This window comes from Klebsiella sp. KP20-425-1 (assembly GCF_025813515.1).
Lineage (GTDB): Bacteria > Pseudomonadota > Gammaproteobacteria > Enterobacterales > Enterobacteriaceae > Klebsiella > Klebsiella pneumoniae.
In genome coordinates, this window is the sequence record NZ_CP109614.1 from 1,919,502 (window position 1) to 1,937,419 (window position 17,918).

General features: G+C 55.2%; 17 protein-coding genes and 2 pseudogenes. 12 read left to right on the forward strand and 7 right to left on the reverse strand.

Going from position 1 to position 17,918, the window contains the following annotated elements; all coding sequences use genetic code 11:
• Window positions 1-125 precede the first annotated feature (125 nt).
• The 4 genes and pseudogenes from OHJ17_RS09350 to htpX all read left to right on the forward strand — a co-directional run bounded on the left by OHJ17_RS09350 (window position 126) and on the right by htpX (window position 4,586).
• Window positions 126-639, forward strand: a pseudogene (locus tag OHJ17_RS09350) (GAF domain-containing protein).
• A gap of 81 nt (window positions 640-720) precedes the next feature.
• Window positions 721-1,398 carry an RNA chaperone ProQ gene (gene proQ / locus OHJ17_RS09355; RefSeq protein WP_002911385.1) on the forward strand — a complete coding sequence of 226 codons (678 nt, stop codon included), beginning with the start codon at window positions 721-723 and terminating at the stop codon, window positions 1,396-1,398.
• 19 nt (window positions 1,399-1,417) lie between these two features.
• A complete protein-coding gene (gene prc, locus OHJ17_RS09360; RefSeq protein ID WP_004145536.1) occupies window positions 1,418-3,466 on the forward strand; it encodes a carboxy terminal-processing peptidase in 2,049 nt (682 codons plus the stop codon).
• Window positions 3,467-3,701: 235 nt separating this feature from the next.
• Window positions 3,702-4,586: a protease HtpX gene (gene htpX, locus OHJ17_RS09365; RefSeq protein WP_002911381.1), complete on the forward strand. Its 885-nt coding sequence runs from the start codon at window positions 3,702-3,704 to the stop codon at window positions 4,584-4,586.
• Between the two features lie 65 nt (window positions 4,587-4,651).
• Here the strand turns inward: htpX and OHJ17_RS09370 are convergent, their stop codons facing one another.
• Window positions 4,652-6,022 (reverse strand): MFS transporter, encoded by a 1,371-nt coding sequence (locus OHJ17_RS09370; protein ID WP_002911379.1) that lies wholly within the window; start codon window positions 6,020-6,022, stop codon window positions 4,652-4,654.
• Between the two features lie 177 nt (window positions 6,023-6,199).
• On the opposite strand from OHJ17_RS09370, the gene kdgR reads away from it, so the two are divergent.
• On the forward strand, window positions 6,200-6,991 hold the full coding sequence (kdgR, locus tag OHJ17_RS09375; RefSeq protein ID WP_002911378.1) for a DNA-binding transcriptional regulator KdgR: 792 nt from the start codon (window positions 6,200-6,202) through the stop codon (window positions 6,989-6,991).
• A 57-nt stretch (window positions 6,992-7,048) separates the two neighbouring features.
• On the opposite strand, the gene OHJ17_RS09380 is transcribed toward kdgR, so the two are convergent.
• Complete coding sequence (locus tag OHJ17_RS09380) at window positions 7,049-7,288, reverse strand: YobH family protein (protein ID WP_004145533.1); 240 nt, start codon at window positions 7,286-7,288, stop codon at window positions 7,049-7,051.
• A 159-nt stretch (window positions 7,289-7,447) separates the two neighbouring features.
• On the opposite strand from OHJ17_RS09380, the gene mgrB reads away from it, so the two are divergent.
• From mgrB to rlmA, 6 genes and pseudogenes are all read left to right on the forward strand, one after another.
• Window positions 7,448-7,591: a PhoP/PhoQ regulatory lipoprotein MgrB gene (gene mgrB, locus OHJ17_RS09385; RefSeq protein ID WP_002911375.1), complete on the forward strand. Its 144-nt coding sequence runs from the start codon at window positions 7,448-7,450 to the stop codon at window positions 7,589-7,591.
• Between the two features lie 74 nt (window positions 7,592-7,665).
• A complete protein-coding gene (locus OHJ17_RS09390) occupies window positions 7,666-7,956 on the forward strand; it encodes a YebO family protein (protein WP_002911374.1) in 291 nt (96 codons plus the stop codon).
• 590 nt (window positions 7,957-8,546) lie between these two features.
• Window positions 8,547-8,618 (forward strand): annotated as a pseudogene (locus OHJ17_RS09395) (DUF2627 domain-containing protein); the annotation flags it as partial.
• Window positions 8,619-8,703: 85 nt separating this feature from the next.
• Window positions 8,704-8,913 (forward strand): transcription antiterminator/RNA stability regulator CspE, encoded by a 210-nt coding sequence (gene cspE, locus OHJ17_RS09400; RefSeq protein ID WP_001062678.1) that lies wholly within the window; start codon window positions 8,704-8,706, stop codon window positions 8,911-8,913.
• 187 nt (window positions 8,914-9,100) lie between these two features.
• On the forward strand, window positions 9,101-10,849 hold the full coding sequence (gene ftsI / locus OHJ17_RS09405) for a peptidoglycan glycosyltransferase FtsI (protein WP_002910924.1): 1,749 nt from the start codon (window positions 9,101-9,103) through the stop codon (window positions 10,847-10,849).
• A gap of 61 nt (window positions 10,850-10,910) precedes the next feature.
• On the forward strand, window positions 10,911-11,705 hold the full coding sequence (gene rlmA / locus OHJ17_RS09410) for a 23S rRNA (guanine(745)-N(1))-methyltransferase (RefSeq protein WP_015958653.1): 795 nt from the start codon (window positions 10,911-10,913) through the stop codon (window positions 11,703-11,705).
• 3 nt (window positions 11,706-11,708) lie between these two features.
• On the opposite strand, the gene mntP is transcribed toward rlmA, so the two are convergent.
• From mntP to manX, 5 genes are all read right to left on the reverse strand, one after another.
• On the reverse strand, window positions 11,709-12,275 hold the full coding sequence (gene mntP / locus OHJ17_RS09415; RefSeq protein ID WP_002910921.1) for a manganese efflux pump MntP: 567 nt from the start codon (window positions 12,273-12,275) through the stop codon (window positions 11,709-11,711).
• A gap of 418 nt (window positions 12,276-12,693) precedes the next feature.
• On the reverse strand, window positions 12,694-13,152 hold the full coding sequence (locus OHJ17_RS09420) for a DUF986 family protein (RefSeq protein ID WP_020801810.1): 459 nt from the start codon (window positions 13,150-13,152) through the stop codon (window positions 12,694-12,696).
• A 62-nt stretch (window positions 13,153-13,214) separates the two neighbouring features.
• A complete protein-coding gene (locus OHJ17_RS09425; protein WP_004145526.1) occupies window positions 13,215-14,066 on the reverse strand; it encodes a PTS mannose transporter subunit IID in 852 nt (283 codons plus the stop codon).
• 12 nt (window positions 14,067-14,078) lie between these two features.
• Window positions 14,079-14,879, reverse strand: coding sequence for a PTS mannose/fructose/sorbose transporter subunit IIC (locus OHJ17_RS09430; RefSeq protein ID WP_002910918.1), 801 nt, complete (start codon window positions 14,877-14,879; stop codon window positions 14,079-14,081).
• Window positions 14,880-14,935: 56 nt separating this feature from the next.
• Window positions 14,936-15,907: a PTS mannose transporter subunit IIAB gene (gene manX, locus OHJ17_RS09435; protein WP_002910917.1), complete on the reverse strand. Its 972-nt coding sequence runs from the start codon at window positions 15,905-15,907 to the stop codon at window positions 14,936-14,938.
• A 446-nt stretch (window positions 15,908-16,353) separates the two neighbouring features.
• Here manX and yoaE point away from each other — a divergent pair, with 446 nt between their 5' ends.
• Complete coding sequence (yoaE, locus tag OHJ17_RS09440) at window positions 16,354-17,913, forward strand: CNNM family cation transport protein YoaE (protein WP_004145524.1); 1,560 nt, start codon at window positions 16,354-16,356, stop codon at window positions 17,911-17,913.
• Window positions 17,914-17,918 lie beyond the last annotated feature (5 nt).

The following is a 17,918-nucleotide window of genomic DNA, read 5'->3' on the forward strand; positions in this document are numbered from 1 at the left end:
GTACAGGAATGAATGTATCTCACTATCTTAACCTATGAATGAATTCATCTTGAGCCCAAGCGCATTTAATGCTTATTTTAGTAGGCTGTACGTATCAGGCAGTAAGACAACAAAGTGAAGATATAATGAGCAAAACAGAATTTTACGCGGATCTGAACCGCGATTTCCAGGCATTAATGGCAGGTGAAACCAGTTTTCTGGCGATGATCGCCAATACCAGCGCGCTGCTGTTCGAGCGGCTGAGCGAGGTCAACTGGGCCGGTTTCTACCTTCTGGAAGGCGATACCCTGGTGTTGGGACCGTTCCAGGGCAAACTGGCCTGCGTGCGGATCCCGGTCGGGCGAGGCGTATGCGGCGCGGCGGTGGCGCAGGCTCAGGTCCAGCGTGTCGAGGACGTCCACGCCTTTGACGGCCACATTGCCTGCGATGCCGCCAGTAATTCGGAAATTGTCTTCCCTCTGCGCGTGAATGGCCAGATTATCGGCGTGCTGGATATCGATAGTCCGGCTTACGGGCGCTTCACCGCTGAAGATGAGCAGGGGTTGCGCACGCTGGTCGAGCATCTGGAAAAACTCATTGCGGCCACGGATTATCAAAAAATCTTTACCCGTGTCGTGGGATAATCAACGGATAACGTAGCATTTAGCGAGGACGTCATTATAATGTCGCCTGTTCATGCCTGCGGCTTGTTGGCTACGTCCGTTGTAATCAGGAAATTTCATGGAAAATCAACCTAAGTTGAATAGCAGTAAAGAAGTTATCGCCTTTCTGGCCGAACGTTTCCCGCAGTGCTTTAGCGCTGAAGGTGAAGCGCGCCCCCTGAAAATCGGAATTTTTCAGGATCTCGTTGAGCGAGTGGGTGGTGAGATGAATCTCAGCAAGACCCAGCTTCGCGCTGCATTACGTCTCTACACGTCCAGCTGGCGTTATCTGTACGGCGTAAAAGCCGGCGCTATTCGCGTTGACCTGGATGGCAATCCGTGCGGCGAACTGGAAGAGCAGCACATTGCCCATGCGCGTCAGCAGCTGGAAGAAGCGAAAGCTCGCGTTCAGGCGCAGCGCGCAGCCCAGCAGGCGAAAAAACGCGAAGCCGCTGCGGCCGCAGGCCAGCAGGATGAAGGCGTTCGCCGCGAGCGTAAACCGCGTCCTCAGCAGCCGCGTCGTAAAGAAGGCGCTGAACAGCGTAAACCGCGTCCTGTTGCGGCCAAAGCCCCGCGTGAAGAGCGTCTTACTCCGGTATCGGATGTTTCCGTTCTGACCGTCGGCCAGGCGCTGAAGGTAAAAGCAGGCAATAACGCCATGGACGCCACCGTTCTGGAAATCACCAAAGATGGCGTTCGTGTACAGCTGACTTCTGGTATGTCAATGATTGTACGCGCAGAACACCTGGTGTTCTGAAACGGAGGCCGGGCCAGGCATGAACACATTTTTTAAAATCACCGCGCTTGCGGGCCTGCTGGCAATAGCAGGCCATGCATTCGCTGTTGATGACATAACCCGCGCAGATCAAATCCCCGTGCTGAAAGAAGAGCCGCAGCACGCGACGGTAAGCGAGCGCGTGACGTCGCGCTTTACCCGCTCTCATTACCGTCAGTTTGATCTCGACAACGCCTTCTCGGCAAAGATTTTTGACCGTTACCTGAACCTGCTGGACTACAGCCACAATGTGCTGCTGGCCAGCGATGTGGCGAAGTTCGCGGCTAAAAAAGACCAAATTGGCGATGAGCTGCGCAGCGGGAAACTGGACGTCTTTTACGACCTCTACAACCTGGGGCAGCAGCGCCGCTTCGAGCGCTATCAGTATGCGCTGAAGGTGCTTGAACGTCCGATGGACTTTACCGGCAATGATAATTTCAACCTTGACCGCTCCAAAGCGCCGTGGCCAAAAGACGAGGCCGAGCTGAACAAGCTGTGGGACGCTAAGGTTAAGTTTGACCAGTTAAGCCTGAAGCTGGCGGGTAAAGACGATAAAGAGATCCGCGACACCTTAACCCGTCGCTATAAGTTTGCTATCCGTCGCCTGGCGCAAACCAACAGCGAAGATGTCTTCTCGCTGGCGATGACCGCCTTCGCTCGCGAAATCGATCCGCACACAAATTATCTGTCGCCGCGTAATACCGAGCAGTTCAACACCGAAATGAGCCTCTCACTCGAGGGGATCGGCGCCGTGCTGCAGATGGATGATGACTATACCGTCATTAATTCGCTGGTGGCGGGCGGTCCAGCCGCGAAAAGCAAAGCGATCAGCGTCGGCGATCGCATCGTTGGCGTTGGCCAGACCGGGAAGTCGATGGTTGATGTCATCGGCTGGCGTCTGGATGACGTCGTGGCGCTGATTAAAGGGCCGAAGGGCAGCAAGGTTCGTCTTGAAATCCTGCCGGCCGGTAAAGGAGCCAAGACGCGTATTGTAACGCTGACCCGCGAGCGCATTCGTCTGGAAGACCGTGCGGTGAAGATGTCGGTGAAAACCGTCGGGAAAGAAAAAGTCGGCGTGCTGGATATTCCAGGCTTTTACGTTGGCCTGACCGATGACGTGAAAGTGCAGCTGCAGAAGCTGGAAAAACAGAACGTCAGCAGCATCATCATTGACCTGCGCAGCAACGGCGGCGGAGCGCTGACAGAGGCGGTATCGCTCTCGGGTCTGTTTATTCCGTCCGGTCCGGTGGTGCAGGTGCGGGATAATAATGGCAAAGTGCGCGAAGACAGCGACAACGATGGCGTGGTTTATTACAAAGGGCCGCTGGTGGTGCTGGTTGACCGCTTTAGCGCCTCGGCGTCTGAGATCTTCGCCGCAGCGATGCAGGACTATGGCCGCGCGCTGATCGTTGGCGAACCGACCTTCGGTAAAGGGACGGTACAGCAGTATCGCTCGTTGAATCGTATTTACGATCAAATGCTGCGTCCGGAGTGGCCGGCGTTGGGTTCCGTCCAGTACACCATCCAGAAGTTCTATCGTATTAACGGCGGCAGTACGCAGCGCAAAGGCGTGACGCCGGATATCATGATGCCAACCGGCAATGAAGATCGCGAAACCGGCGAGCAGTATGAAGACAACGCGCTGCCGTGGGATAGCATCAACGCGGCCACCTATGTGAAGTCCGGGGATCTGACCCCGTTTGGACCGGAGCTGCTCAAGCGCCACGACGAGCGTATTGCGCAGGATCCTGAATTCCAGTACATCATGAAGGATATTGCCCGTTATAACGCGATGAAGGACAAACGTAACATCGTCTCTCTGAACTACGCCCAGCGTGAGAAAGAGAACGAAGAAGATGATGCGATTCGTCTGGCGCGGATTAACGATCGCCTGAAACGCGAAGGCAAGCCGCCGCTGAAAAAACTGGACGATCTGCCGAAGGATTACCAGGAGCCGGATCCGTATCTTGATGAAACGGTCCATATCGCGGTAGACCTGGCGCATCTGGAGAAAGCGCGCCCGGCGGTGGAACCGCCGGCCAGCAAATAAGTTGCTAACGGGCACCCTGAGAGGTGCCCGTTTTTTTTGTGCGCGTTGTCATCGCCATTCAGCTTATCTAACAAAATGTCAACCTGCGCTGCCGCTGTCAGCAAGATGCTACAAAATGTAAAGTTGTGTTTTTATCGTGACTTAGCGGGGGCTGATGGTTGAAAATTGCAGCCTGACCCATACGATGTGGGTAATCGCATAGTGCGTTTTGTTAAATTGAGGTAAAAAGAAAATTATGATGCGAATCGCGCTTTTCCTGCTGACGAACCTGGCAGTGATGGTCGTGTTCGGGCTGGTGTTAAGCCTCACGGGGATCCAATCCAGCAGCATGACCGGTCTTCTGATTATGGCCCTGCTGTTCGGCTTCGGTGGTTCTATCGTTTCGCTGATGATGTCGAAGTGGATGGCGCTGAAGTCAGTGGGTGGGGAAGTGATCGAGCAGCCGCGCAACGAAACGGAACGCTGGCTGATGAATACCGTTGCCCAGCAGGCGCAGCAGGTAGGTATTGCCATGCCGCAGGTAGCTATCTATCACGCGCCTGACATTAACGCCTTCGCCACCGGCGCGCGTCGTGACGCCTCGCTGGTCGCCGTCAGCACCGGGCTGTTGCAAAACATGAGCCGTGATGAAGCGGAAGCGGTCATTGCCCATGAAATCAGCCACATCGCCAATGGCGATATGGTTACCATGACCCTGATCCAGGGGGTGGTGAACACCTTCGTTATCTTTATCTCCCGCGTTATCGCGCAGATTGCGGCCGGTTTCCTCGGCGGCAACCGGGAAGATGAAGGGGAGAGCAGCAATGGCAACCCGCTGATCTACTTCGCCGTCGCCACGGTGCTTGAGCTGGTGTTCGGTATTCTGGCCAGCATAATCACCATGTGGTTCTCGCGTTACCGTGAGTTCCATGCTGACGCCGGCTCGGCGCGTCTGGTAGGCCGCGAGAAGATGATTGCAGCCCTGCAGCGTCTGAAAACCAGCTATGAGCCGCAGGAAGCCAGCAGCATGATGGCGTTCTGCATTAACGGTAAAGCGAAATCCATGAGCGAACTGTTTATGACTCACCCGCCGCTGGATAAGCGTATTGAAGCCCTGCGTAGCGGTGAATATCTGAAATAATCTATCTTCTGACGCTGAAAACGAAAATCCGCAGCCCGCAAGCTGCGGATTTTTTTTACCGTCCGTCAGGCTGCGCGCGGCTGAGTGACCCGCAGACCGCTAATTAGCGCGGCGACGATAGCCAGGGTGCCGGCCAGCAGCAGGGCGGTGTGGGTGCCGTTGTTACCGAGCAAATTGAATAGCAGCGCCACCAGCGCCGCGCCGGTGCTCTGTCCGAGCAGGCGAGCGGTGCCCAGCATGCCGCTGGCGCCGCCGCTACGATGGCTCGGAGCCGAGGCGACGATGGTATGGTTGTTCGGCGACTGAAACAGCCCGAAGCCGGCGCCGCACAGCGCCATGCGCCAGATGATATCCAGATCGGAGGGCGACGAGGGCAGCAGCGCCAGGCCGAACAGGCCGCAGGCCATAATCAGCAGGCCGATAGCCCCCAGCAGCCCGGCATGACATTTCTCGATCAAATAGCCGGCCAGCGGCGCCATCACCATGGTCGCTAACGGCCACGGCGTTAGCAGCAGACCGGTCTCCACTTCGCTGCGCCCCATCATCGACTGCAGAAAAAAGGGCAGGGAGACCATCGCCAGCATCTGCGCGCAGAAGGAGCAGATGGAAGTGCAGATAGAGAGAGAGAAGAGTGGGATACGCAGCAGGTCGACCGGCAGCAGGGGGACGGGCATCGTGAGCTGGCGGCGAACGAAGAAGAACCCCACCACCAGCATAGCGGCGACCTCCGCCAGCACCAGCTGAGTGGACTGCCCCTGGGCGAAACCGCTCAGGGCGGTGATTAGCAGCCCGAAGGTAAGGGCGTTCATAATGGCGCTCGGCAGATCGAAGCGGATGATTTTGCTGCGCGCGCTGTTGGGCGGCAGAAAGCGCATGGCCAGAACAAAGGCGACGATGCCGAGAGGCACGTTAATTAAAAACAGCCATTGCCATGAGGCGAGGGAGAGGATCGCTGCGGCGATAGTCGGGCCGGCCGCCGAAGAGACGGCAACGACAAAGGAGTTAATGCCCATGCCGCGACCAAGAAAGCGCTGCGGATAAATCAGACGGATCAGCGCGGTGTTGACGCTCATCAGCGCGGCGCCGCCCAATCCCTGCGCGACGCGAGCGAAGGTTAGCATTTCGAGGCTACGCGACAGCGCGCAGGCCAGCGAGGTAAAGATAAACACCACCAGGCCTATCTTATAGATACGCCGATAGCCGACCATGTCGCCGAGGAAGGAGAGCGGCAGCAGGGCGATGACAATGGCGATTTGGTAGGCGTTAACGATCCAGATTGAAGCCGCCGGTGAGGCGTTGAGATCGCTGGCGATAGTCGGCAGCGCGACGTTGGCGATAGCCCCGTCGAGCACGGCCATGGTCAGCCCAAGCACGATGGTCAGAATGGCGCCATAGCGTTGCGGCAACGGCACGCCATCAGAAGAATTTTTATCCATGGTGAATATGAGTCTTAAATGAAACGGTTTTTTGAATGATGAGTTTAGCATTGATTAATTCGCAGTATGTCGCAGATTTGTAACGAAGTGGCAGAAGAATGATTGCGGCTCAGAGGCGGCGAATTTATAATAAAAACCGGTTCTAATTTTTATAAAACAGTTACGACGAGGTGATAAATGGCAGGTGCAGATTTGGATAAACAGCCAGATTCTGTCTCTTCGGTATTGAAGGTTTTCGGCATCCTACAGGCGCTGGGTGAAGAGCGTGAAATTGGCATTACCGAACTGTCCCAGCGCGTCATGATGTCGAAAAGCACCGTTTATCGCTTTTTACAGACCATGAAATCACTGGGCTATGTGGCACAGGAAGGAGAGTCTGAGAAATACTCTCTCACCCTCAAGCTGTTCGAACTGGGCGCGCGCGCGCTGCAGAACGTCGACCTGGTGCGCAGCGCCGATATTCAGATGCGCGAACTTTCGCGACTGACGAAAGAGACCATCCATCTTGGGGCGCTGGATGAAGACAGTATCGTCTACATCCATAAAATTGACTCGATGTATAACCTGCGGATGTACTCGCGTATTGGCCGCCGCAACCCGCTGTACAGTACCGCGATTGGCAAGGTGCTGCTGGCATGGCGCGATCGCAGCGAAGTGGAGCAGATCCTCGACGGCGTGGAGTATAAGCGCAGCACCGAGCGGACCATTACCAGCACCGAGGAGTTGCTAAAAGTGCTGGATGGCGTTCGCGAGCAGGGCTATGGCGAGGATAATGAGGAACAGGAAGAGGGGCTGCGCTGCATTGGCGTGCCGGTGTTTGACCGTTTCGGCGTGGTCATCGCCGGGCTGAGCATCTCTTTCCCAACGCTACGTTTCTCTGAAGAACGCTTGCATGAATACGTGGCGATGCTCCACCAGGCGGCGCGTAAGATTTCTGAACAAATGGGATACAACGACTATCCGTTCTGAGGCGGCGGATAACGGGGTTGGCGACCGCGGCGCTACGTCGCGATCGCCGGTTCGATGTTAGCCGTTATCAACCACGGTTGTGCTTTTACGCAGCAGAGGGCAACTGCTGACGCCGATCACTCCGCTGTCGGAATGAACATAAAGTGCGGTGCTGACTCCGCGGGCGGTGAGATATTGGCACTTAAGACCCAGACCGCCGACGTTTTCCTCACTGTGGAATAACACCCCATAACCGCTCAATAATACGCCAATCCATAAGATAGCCACCAAGATAATAGTACGAATGATTAATCGCATTGATGCCTCATTATTTGTATGATCCCTGGCTTGATTTTGACACGAACACGTTTTGAAACAAGTCGATGATTCCTAAACTTACCTTTCGTAATACAGTTAGCCGCGGTTTAAGAAGGCCGTGCTATCCTGGCGACATTGCGTACTGATGCGGAGAGTGGAGTGAAAAAATTACGGTGGGTTTTACTGATAGTCATCATAGCAGGCTGCCTGTTGCTGTGGACTCAGATGCTTAACGTAATGTGCGACCAGGATGTTCAGTTTTTCAGCGGCATTTGCACTATTAATAAATTTATTCCGTGGTAAGACATTTTTCTGCCGACTGATTTCCTTCTGCGCCGCGGGTGGTAGAATGAACGCCTTCTCTTTGAGGTGGTGAAATGAGTGAGTTACTAAATCCTGGGATTTTAAATCTGGCATCGCTGGCTGTGTCCGTGGCGCTGCTGCTTGTTGGTCTGTTGTTATGGTTCTTCGTCAACCGCGCCAGTTCGCGGGCGAATGAGCAGATAGAGCTGCTGCAAGCGCTGCTGGATCAGCAAAAGCGGCAGAATGCGCTGTTACGTCGCCTGTGCGAAGCTAATGCGCCAGAGAAAGAGGATGTGGCTGAGCCGACCGTCGCCGGCAAGGCGAAAGGGGAGGATGAGTTTATCCGCCTGGTAGCTGAACGTTAAGGCGCCCGACAGGTGTGCATCATAAGATGCGCACCTGCATGATAGCGGGCGGTAATATCTTATTCTTATTCCATTATTCCTTTCTTAGTGCAATATCCTCTTTATTACACGCTGTAAATAAAGTCATTCTCGCCGCGTTTATTGTTGGGTAACGTGACACTGTCATCTTTTTTTCATTATTAAGGTGCAGAATTAGCACTATTTTTAGCGTGACGACTAACAGGTTTTATTATCACTACACTGGCACGGCTTAGCGATTTTTAGCCTGGAGTTATAACGAATTATGCGCATCAATATTCACCGTTGCCCACCAGACGCTTACATCACAGCAGTTCGTGTACGGACATACCTGGACGAAGCGAAGTTGTTGAGCTATGGTAAAAAAGTTGCAGTAATGAGGCAGCGAATGGGCGATATTGGCTTATGCTGTAGCGCCTTGCCAGGGGCGGCAAAGACGCATAAATGTGCAGGCGATCAAATGATTACCTTATAATTTGTGCGAACGATCGAGACACGTTTAAAAATGGCTTGCCATTATTTACGTAGTGTGTGATAACACGTTTCGGGTTAAACGAGGTACAGTTCTGTTTATGTGTGGCATTTTCAGTAAAGAAGTCCTGAGTAAACACGTTGTCGTTGAATACCGCTTCTCTGCCGAACCTTAAATTAGTGCCTCATGCAGTTATGTGTCAGTTTTATCTAGGTAAACGCCAGCAGGCGAAGAAAACAGTCTAAGGAATTTTGCAAATGGCAAAGATTAAAGGTCAAGTTAAGTGGTTCAACGAGTCTAAAGGTTTTGGTTTCATTACTCCGGCTGATGGCAGCAAAGACGTGTTCGTACACTTCTCCGCTATCCAGGGTAACGGCTTCAAAACTCTGGCTGAAGGCCAGAACGTTGAGTTCGAAATTCAGGACGGCCAGAAAGGTCCGGCTGCAGTTAACGTAACTGCTATCTGATACAAGACCACTCTTCTTGTATAAAAGCCTCGCCTGCGCGGGGCTTTTGCATTTTTATTGCAAAGCATGTCATTTTTCCCCCTCCCGTCGCGTCTTGTTGCAAATACTCATCTTTATTAGCATTGTGTAGCAGTCTGTTTTGCTAATTTTCTGTTAAATCAGTTGGTTGCAAAACAATGCCGGAGCTATGGTGCTAAAGAAAAAAACGAAGTCCGCCGCCAGTTTCACCCCGATTCGCTTCGGGTTACTGTGTGTGGCCATTCTCGGTTGTCTGGGGCTGCTGCTGGTCCGCGTGGGCTGGCTACAAATTATCTCCCCCGATAACCTGGTAAAACAAGAAGATATGCGCTCCCTGCGCGAAGAACCCGTAGCGGTTGAGCGGGGGATGATCAGCGACCGGGAAGGACGGCCGCTGGCGGTGAGCGTTCCGGTCAGTGCTATCTGGATCGACCCGCAGACCACTATGGAGAAGGGCGGTGTGGGCTATGGACCCCGCTGGCAGGCGATGGCCGAAGCGCTGCACCTCAACCTCGGAGAGCTGGCCCAGCGGGTACAGAGTCATCCCCACGCTCGCTTTCTCTATCTGGCGCGTCAGATCAATCCCGAGCAGGCAGAGTGGATTGATAAACTGCATCTGCCGGGCGTCTACCTGCGCGATGAATCGCGACGGTTCTACCCGGCGGGCCACGTGGCTGCCAATCTGCTGGGCTTTACCAATGTTGATAATCAGGGCATCGAAGGGGTGGAGAAAAGCTTTAACGCCCAGTTGACCGGTAAACCCGGGCGACGTCTGGTGCGTAAAGATAAACATGGCAATGTCATTGAGAACATTACCGAAGTGCCGCCGGTTCCGGCGCATAATCTGCAGCTGAGTATTGATGAACGCCTGCAGACGGTGACGGAAGACGCCCTCGACAACGCCGTCCGCTGGAACAAAGCAGAGTCCGGGGCGGCGGTATTGATCAAAATTGATACCGGCGAGATCCTGGCGATGGCCAGCTATCCGGACTTCAATCCGAACAATCGCGATAGCGCGACGCTGGATGATTTTCGCAACCGGGCCATCAGCGACACCTTCGAGCCCGGGTCGACGGTCAAACCGCTGGTGATCATGACTGCGCTACAGCAGGGGATTGTCCAGCCAGACAGCGTGGTGGATACCCATCCGTTCGTCCTCGATGGCCATCGTATTCGCGATGTGGGCTATTATCCGGAGCTGAGCCTGACCGGGATCCTGCAGAAATCCAGCGATACCGGCGTGTCCCACCTCTCGCTCGCCATGCCGGTGCAGCATCTGATCGATACCTATAAAGCTTTCGGCTTTGGCGAACCGACGGGGCTGGGGTTGACCGGCGAAAGCGCCGGGCTGATGCCGCATCGCCGCTACTGGGGGCAACTGGATCGCGCCACCTTCGCCTTCGGCTATGGTTTGATGGTCACCCCGCTCCAGCTCGCCCACGTCTACGCCACCATCGGCGGCTTCGGCATTGCGCGACCACTGTCGATTACCCGCATCGATCCGCCGGTGATGGGCACGCGGGTGATGCCGGAGAGTATTGTGCATAGCGTGGAACATATGATGGAGAGCGTGGCGCTCCCGGGCGGGGGCGGTACCAAAGCGGCGGTACGCGACTACCGGGTGGCGGTAAAAACCGGCACGGCGAAGAAAATCGGCCCGGACGGCAAATATATCGATAAGTATGTGGCCTATACCGCCGGCGTGGCGCCCGCCAGTCGACCACAGTTCGCGCTGGTGGTGGTGATGAACGATCCGAGCAATGGTTCCTATTACGGCGGCGCTGTGTCCGCGCCGGTCTTCAGCCAGATCATGGGCGATGTCCTGCGGCTGGAGAACGTCATGCCGGACGGCATGCCGCAAGGGGCGGAGAATCTGATCGTAATGCACGATAGCCACCCACAGGGGCCGGCGCTGTAACAGTGGTCTGCAGGGGCGAATAGCGCTACACTTTCGCCCTTTCAGCAACACCGGAGCCGTCATGTCATACAGTTGCCCCCTTTGTCACGCGCCGCTCAGCCGTAGCGACAACCACTATTCCTGCCCGCAGCGGCACCAGTTCGATCTGGCGAAAGAGGGGTACGTCAATCTGCTACCGGTGCAGTTCAAGCGGTCGCGCGATCCCGGCGATAGCGCCGAAATGATGCAGGCCCGGCGGGCGTTCCTCGACGCCGGACATTATCAGCCGCTACGGGATGCTATCGCTGAGCGGCTGCGACATTACGCCCCTACGGATTTACTGGATATCGGCTGTGGCGAGGGGTATTACACCCACGCGTTTGCCGCCATCGCCAGCTGCAGCTGGGGGCTGGACGTGTCGAAGCCGGCGATCCGCGCGGCGGCAAAACGCTACCCGCAGGTGAATTTTTGCGTGGCCTCCAGCCAGCGCCTGCCATTTTCCGACGCTAGCTTCGACGCGGTAGTGCGCATTTACGCGCCCTGCAACGCCGAAGAGCTGGCGCGGGTGGTGCGTCCCGGTGGTTGGGTGATCACCGCCACGCCGGGTCCCCGTCACCTACTGGAGCTGAAAGGGCTGATTTACGATGAAGTTCGCCTGCATGAGCTGAAGACGGAAGCGATGCCGGGGTTCCGCCTGGAGGCTCAGCAGCAGCTGGCTTATCCGATGATCCTGACGGGAAGTGAAGCGCAGGCCCTGCTGCAGATGACGCCGTTCGCATGGCGGGCTAAAGCCGAAGTGCACGCCGCGCTGCGTCAGCAGCCGACCTTTGGTTGCCAGACCGATTTTATGATCCACTGCTGGCAGCGCGAAGCGTAAAGCTTAACCGGCGAAATGGCTCCAGAGGATTTCGCTGCCGATGCCAATCAGCACGATACCGCCGAGAATTTCGGCTCGTTTGCCAAGCAGCGGGCCGATAAAGCGACCGACCATCATCCCCAGCGTCGACATGATAAAGGTGGCGCAGCCGATCGCCAGCGCGGTGGTCACAATGCTGACCTGCAGGAAGGCCAGACCGACGCCGACGGCCATCGCGTCAAGGCTGGTGGCGAAGGCGGTGGTGACCAGAAGCCAGAAACCATGTCGGTGAGGCGCCTCGCACGCCTCGTCGCTGTCGCCGCGAAAACCTTCGACGATCATTCGCCCGCCGAGAAACACCAGTAAAATAAAGGCAATCCAGTGATTCCACTCGAGGATAAACTGGCTGGCCAGCATGCCAAGCCCCCAGCCGACCAGCGGCGTCAGGGTTTCAATGGCGCCAAAAATCAGCCCGGTGCGTACTGCCTCTGAAAATTTGGGTTTATGCAGGGTGGCGCCTTTGCCGATGGAGGCTGCGAAGGCGTCCATGGACATGCCGAAAGCGAGAAGAATGGTAGCGGATAAATTCATGTGCGTGTCCTGACCGGGGATAATCCATATGACACATCGCTGCCCCCAGTAAACATACGCGGAGCCGCTCAATGGCTGAGCAATACGTACAGCAGTGATGTATCTATGGTCTCGCCTGATTGAATCTCTTCAACCCGTACGTGCCACGTTTTGCAACGAGTATGTTGACACGTACATTTCCTGGCGGGCAGGAAATCGGCTACTCCCCAACGACGGGCGCAACCTTAACATATTTTTAGAATATAAAACAATAACAGAAGAGGGCTATTTTAATAACCAAATGATAACGATTTTCATTTAAATTTATAAGTGAAAAAATAGTTAATAAAAAAGATAAGGTTAGGCGGGAAATATAGCCGTGGCTATAATATTTCTCCGCTGCTAACGGGAATAATATAGCGCTGGCTATATTTTTAAGTCATTGAGTTGTAATGAGAAGTTTGTATATCTTCTCCAGATCGTCGATATTTCGTACGCGTATCAGCAGCCGCCGTTGCTCTAATTGCATCACCAGCACACCGTCCTCGGATAAATTCATCTCTTTAATCCGCTGATATTCTATCCACACGTTGGCGAAGAAAAAGCCGTGCGGTTTAAAAATGATTTTCGGCGTACGGATCCAGAATAAATAGAGCCCCATCAGCGCCAGCGCAGATAATAGCCAGGTGGTGATCGCCGTGCCGTGCTGGGTGATGTTGTTATAGATCAGAATGGCGGTGAGGCCGACAAAGATCATGCCGTCAACGCGACTGCGGCGAAGCAGGGGGATGGCCAGCAGTACCGGGCCGTTTCGCCTCGGCATAATAAACTGGTCATATATCGCGTAGGCCAGTAGCGCAAGGATAAACAGGATGATCACCAGGTCCGTGAAGGTCATTGCTTTGCGTTTCTCCTGATAAAAAAAAGCCGGGGGCAAGCCCCCGGCGTACAGCCTGGAAATTACAGACCCAGCAGGCCGACCGCGTAGCCGGCGATACCGATGACGAAGAAGCCAACGATGATCCACAGCGGGTTAACTTTCTTACGCAGCAGCCACATACAGGCGAAGGTCAACAGCAGCGGCACCAGACCCGGCATCAGCTGATCAAGGATAGTCTGCACCGTGGTGACGTGAACCTGTCCGTCAGAGCCGGTGATTTTTGACACCACCATCGGAATGTTCACATGCGTCCACTTGTTAACCAGCGCCCCCATGACAAACAGGCCGAGGATTGACGCCCCCTCAGTCAGTTTCTGCAGGAAGCCGCCGCCCATATCTTTAACGATATCCACGCCTTTGCGATAACCATAGGCGACGCCGTAGTAACGGGTCAGCAGACGCACCGCGTTGAACAGGATAAAGAACAGCAAAGGACCGAGCAGGCTACCGCTCATCGCGATCCCGGCGCCTAAGGCTGCAAACACCGGACGCACGGTACCCCAGAAGATCGGGTCGCCAACGCCGGCCAGCGGTCCCATCAGACCGACTTTGATGCCGTTGATAGCGCCATCGTCAATCTCTGCGCCATTGGCGCGCTGCTCTTCCATCGCCAGCGTTACGCCCAGTACCGGAGCGGCAACGTAAGGGTGGGTGTTGAAAAACTCAAGGTGACGCTTAATCGCCTGCTTACGCGCATCGTTGTTCTCCGGGTACAGACGACGAATCGCCGGAACCATAGAGAAGCAGAACCCCAGCGCCTGCATACGTTCGAAGTTCCATGAACCCTGGAACAGGTTAGAACGAATGAACACGCCACGAATATCACTCTGTGTGAGTTTTTTCTCGGTGGTATTTTTAGTCATATCAACCATTTCGCTCACCTGTTAGTCCAGTTCGTTATCGAGATCGTTGTTACCAGCCGCCTGAGCCGGCGCACCGGCGACGCGGTTATATTTCGGGCTCAGCTGGATGTAGAGGATTGCCATGACCGCACCAATCACACCCAGGGCCACCAGGTTGAAGTTGGTGAAGGCGGCGGTGACGAAGCCGAGGTAGAAGAACGGCATCAGATAGCCTGCGCGCATCATGTTGATGACCATTGCATAACCGACAACCACGATCATACCGCCGGCGATGTTCAGACCGCTGGTGACCACTTCCGGGATAGCATTCAGCAGGCCCTGAACTTCGCTGGTGCCGACGGAAATCGCCACGATAACGGCCGGGATAGCGATACGCATCGCCTGCAGGAACAGGGACGAGACGTGCAGCCACGACAGGGCGGTCAGGTTGCCATTCTCCGCCGCTTTATCCGCCGCGTGCTGGAAGGCCACGGTGATGGTGCGCACGATGATGGTCAGCACCTGGCCTGCCGCCGCCAGCGGGATAGCCAGCGCGATACCGGCGCCGATGCTCTGATGGCCGGCAATAACCAGGACGGTGGAAATAATGGACGCCAGCGCGGCATCAGGGGCTACCGCCGCACCGATGTTCATCCAGCCCAGGGCTATCATCTCCAGCGTACCGCCGATGATAATACCGGTTTTCATATCGCCGAGAACGGCGCCGATCAGCGTACAGGCGATCAGAGGACGGTGGAACTGAAATTCATCAAGTACCGACTCCATACCCGCAATACACGCGACGATGAACACCAGCACAATCTGAAGAAGGGTAATCTCCATTGTACTTCTCCTGTTGATTAAGTCTTAAAGTGAAAACTGGGGCGCGATCCGCCGGGTTATTTATCAACCTTAGCGATCAGATCCATCATTTTCAGTTTCGGGTCGGTGGACACTTTACGTGCCTCCAGCTCGATACCGCGGGCGTTCAGCTTTTTAAACGCCTCAATATCTTTGGCATCGACTGAAATCGCGTTGTTAACCTGGGTTTTACCCTGGCGGAACGCCATACCGCCGATGTTGACGCTGGTGATTTTCACGCCGCCCTCGACGATACGTTCAACGTCGGTCGGGTTAGTAAACAGCAGCATAACGCGCTGTCCGGCATACTTGGGGTTGTTGTAGACGCGGATCATTTTGGCCACATCCACCACGTGAGCGGTGACGCCCGGCGGCGCAACCTGGGTCAGCAGAGTTTTACGCACGGTATCCGCGGCCACTTCATCACTGACAACGATGATGCGGGTAACGTTGGTCTCTTTGGTCCAGCGGGTGGCGACCTGACCATGGATCAGACGGTCGTCTATACGCGCAAGGCCAATTACCATGTAGTCGTTCGGGCCCATGGGTTTGGCCGGTGCGGCGGCTTTTGGCGCTGCGGCAGGCGCGGGCGCAGGGGCCGCTTTTTCCACCGGTTTGGCTTTAAGCGCTTTCACGCCTTCGCTGCCGGTTTCAACCGCTAAGGCGACCAGTTCATCAAAGGAAGGATCGTCGTCGCGGGCCATGAAGGTTTCTACCAGCATCGGGATATTGACGCCGGCGATAACTTCGTAATGCTCTTTATCGACGACAATGCGGCTCGCAGCGTTGAAAGGGCTGCCTCCCCATGTATCGACGAGAAATAGCACGCCTTTACTGGTATCCAGTTTTGCCAACTGGGCGTTGTATTTCTCGATCAACGTTTCGGCATTTTCACCCGGAACGAAATCGATCCAGCCAACGTTTTCCTGCTCGCCCAACAGCATTTCTGCTGTTTTCAGCAGCTGTTCTGCAGCCCAACCATGTGTGCCTATTACAATAGCAATCGTCACTTGCTACCTCCTTTATTATCGTGAATGCATCATCTGCTTTGATACATCCTGAATCACTCTTGAGGACAAAATCGATTCAGTTAGGGTGTAAGATAGAAAATAGTTACTACCGCGAATTATTTTAGACAGTGAAAAAATAATTAATGTGATGAAGATCCGTTAATCACGTATCGTCTGCGAATAATTTTGCAGCGCAAAAAATAGCCTTAGTTATTGCAAATTCAGGTAAATTATTTCCAATTTCGATCTATATTTTGCTATGTTTAACTTCCGTTTAATTACTCAGGAGTATAGGGCATAGCCCGCAGTATGGACCGTCATCGACGTCTTTTCACTTTCTGGCATCTGATTGCCACCTCTACGTATCCCGCATTTCTTTCAGCACCTGGTGTCGCGCCCCTGCATGGCATGGCGATGACTGACCTTGCCGCAAACCGGAGTCGTACATGGAATTGTTAATGGATCCCTCAATCTGGGCCGGCCTGTTGACGCTTATCGTTCTGGAAATTGTGCTCGGTATCGACAACCTGGTGTTTATTGCCATCCTGGCGGACAAACTGCCGCCGAAGCAGCGCGATAAAGCGCGTCTGATCGGCCTGTCACTGGCGCTGGTGATGCGCCTGGGGCTGCTGTCGGTCATCTCCTGGATGGTGACGCTGACGAAACCACTGATTACCATCGCCGATTTCTCCTTTTCCGGGCGCGATCTCATCATGCTGCTTGGCGGGATCTTCTTGTTGTTTAAGGCGACAACCGAGCTGCATGAACGGCTGGAAAACCGCCAGCACGATGCCGGTCACGGTAAAGGCTATGCCAGTTTCTGGGTAGTAGTATTGCAGATAGTGGTGCTGGATGCCGTCTTCTCCCTGGACGCCGTGATCACGGCGGTCGGGATGGTTAACCATCTGCCGGTGATGATGGCGGCGGTGGTGATCGCGATGATCTTGATGCTGCTGGCCTCCAAGCCGTTGACGCGCTTTGTCAACCAGCACCCGACGGTGGTCGTGCTCTGTCTGAGCTTCCTGTTGATGATTGGCCTTAGCCTGGTGGCGGAAGGGTTTGGCTTCCATATTCCGAAAGGGTATCTGTACGCGGCGATCGGTTTCTCGATCATTATCGAGTTCTTTAACCAGGTGGCGCGCCGTAACTTTGTTCGCCACCAGTCGACGCTGCCGCTGCGCGCTCGTACCGCGGATGCCATCCTGCGCCTGATGGGCGGCCGCAAACAGGCCTCCGTCAGCCATGACGCAGACAGTCCAGCCGCGGTGCCCGTTCCTGAGGGCGCCTTTGCGGAAGAAGAGCGCTACATGATTAACGGCGTGCTGACCCTGGCCCAGCGCTCCCTGCGCAGCATCATGACCCCGCGCGGAGAAATCAGCTGGGTCGACGCTGAGCAGAGTGAAGATGAAATTCGTCGTCAGCTGCTGTCGTCGCCGCACAGCCTCTTCCCGGTCTGCCGCGGAGAGCTGGATGAAATCATTGGTATCGTGCGGGCGAAAGAGATGCTGGTGGCCCTGGAGTCGGGGGAAAACGTCGCGGCGCTGGCTTCTGCCTCCCCGGCAATTGTCGTTCCGGAAACGCTGGACCCGATAAATCTGCTCGGGGTCCTGCGTCGGGCGCGCGGCAGCTTCGTCATCGTAACTAATGAATTTGGCGTGGTGCAGGGGCTGGTCACGCCGCTGGACGTCCTTGAAGCCATCGCCGGTGAATTCCCGGACGCTGATGAGACACCAGAGATTGTCATTGATGGCGATGGCTGGCTTATTAAGGGGTCGACCGACCTGCATGCGCTGCAGCAGGCGCTGGGGCTGGATCCACTGATCAATGACGATGAGGATATTGCCACCGTTGCCGGGCTGGTGATCTCCGCCAATGGTCATATCCCGCGCATTGGCGACGTCGTGTCGCTTCCGCCGCTGCATTTTACCGTAGTGGAAGCGAATGATTACCGGGTCGATCTGGTGCGCGCGGTGGTCACTCGTCCGCCGAGCGACGAAGAAGAGTAATCGCC

Bases quoted from the DNA above. Each gene is read 5' to 3' on its own strand.
- proQ (WP_002911385.1), top strand. From the start codon at position 721: ATGGAAAATCAACCTAAGTTGAATAGCAGTAAAGAAGTTATCGCCTTT.
- prc (WP_004145536.1), top strand. From the start codon at position 1,418: ATGAACACATTTTTTAAAATCACCGCGCTTGCGGGCCTGCTGGCAATA.
- htpX (WP_002911381.1), top strand. From the start codon at position 3,702: ATGATGCGAATCGCGCTTTTCCTGCTGACGAACCTGGCAGTGATGGTC.
- OHJ17_RS09370 (WP_002911379.1), bottom strand. From the start codon at position 6,022: ATGGATAAAAATTCTTCTGATGGCGTGCCGTTGCCGCAACGCTATGGC.
- kdgR (WP_002911378.1), top strand. From the start codon at position 6,200: ATGGCAGGTGCAGATTTGGATAAACAGCCAGATTCTGTCTCTTCGGTA.
- OHJ17_RS09380 (WP_004145533.1), bottom strand. From the start codon at position 7,288: ATGCGATTAATCATTCGTACTATTATCTTGGTGGCTATCTTATGGATT.
- OHJ17_RS09390 (WP_002911374.1), top strand. From the start codon at position 7,666: ATGAGTGAGTTACTAAATCCTGGGATTTTAAATCTGGCATCGCTGGCT.
- cspE (WP_001062678.1), top strand. From the start codon at position 8,704: ATGGCAAAGATTAAAGGTCAAGTTAAGTGGTTCAACGAGTCTAAAGGT.
- ftsI (WP_002910924.1), top strand. From the start codon at position 9,101: ATGGTGCTAAAGAAAAAAACGAAGTCCGCCGCCAGTTTCACCCCGATT.
- rlmA (WP_015958653.1), top strand. From the start codon at position 10,911: ATGTCATACAGTTGCCCCCTTTGTCACGCGCCGCTCAGCCGTAGCGAC.
- mntP (WP_002910921.1), bottom strand. From the start codon at position 12,275: ATGAATTTATCCGCTACCATTCTTCTCGCTTTCGGCATGTCCATGGAC.
- OHJ17_RS09420 (WP_020801810.1), bottom strand. From the start codon at position 13,152: ATGACCTTCACGGACCTGGTGATCATCCTGTTTATCCTTGCGCTACTG.
- OHJ17_RS09425 (WP_004145526.1), bottom strand. From the start codon at position 14,066: ATGGTTGATATGACTAAAAATACCACCGAGAAAAAACTCACACAGAGT.
- OHJ17_RS09430 (WP_002910918.1), bottom strand. From the start codon at position 14,879: ATGGAGATTACCCTTCTTCAGATTGTGCTGGTGTTCATCGTCGCGTGT.
- yoaE (WP_004145524.1), top strand. From the start codon at position 16,354: ATGGAATTGTTAATGGATCCCTCAATCTGGGCCGGCCTGTTGACGCTT.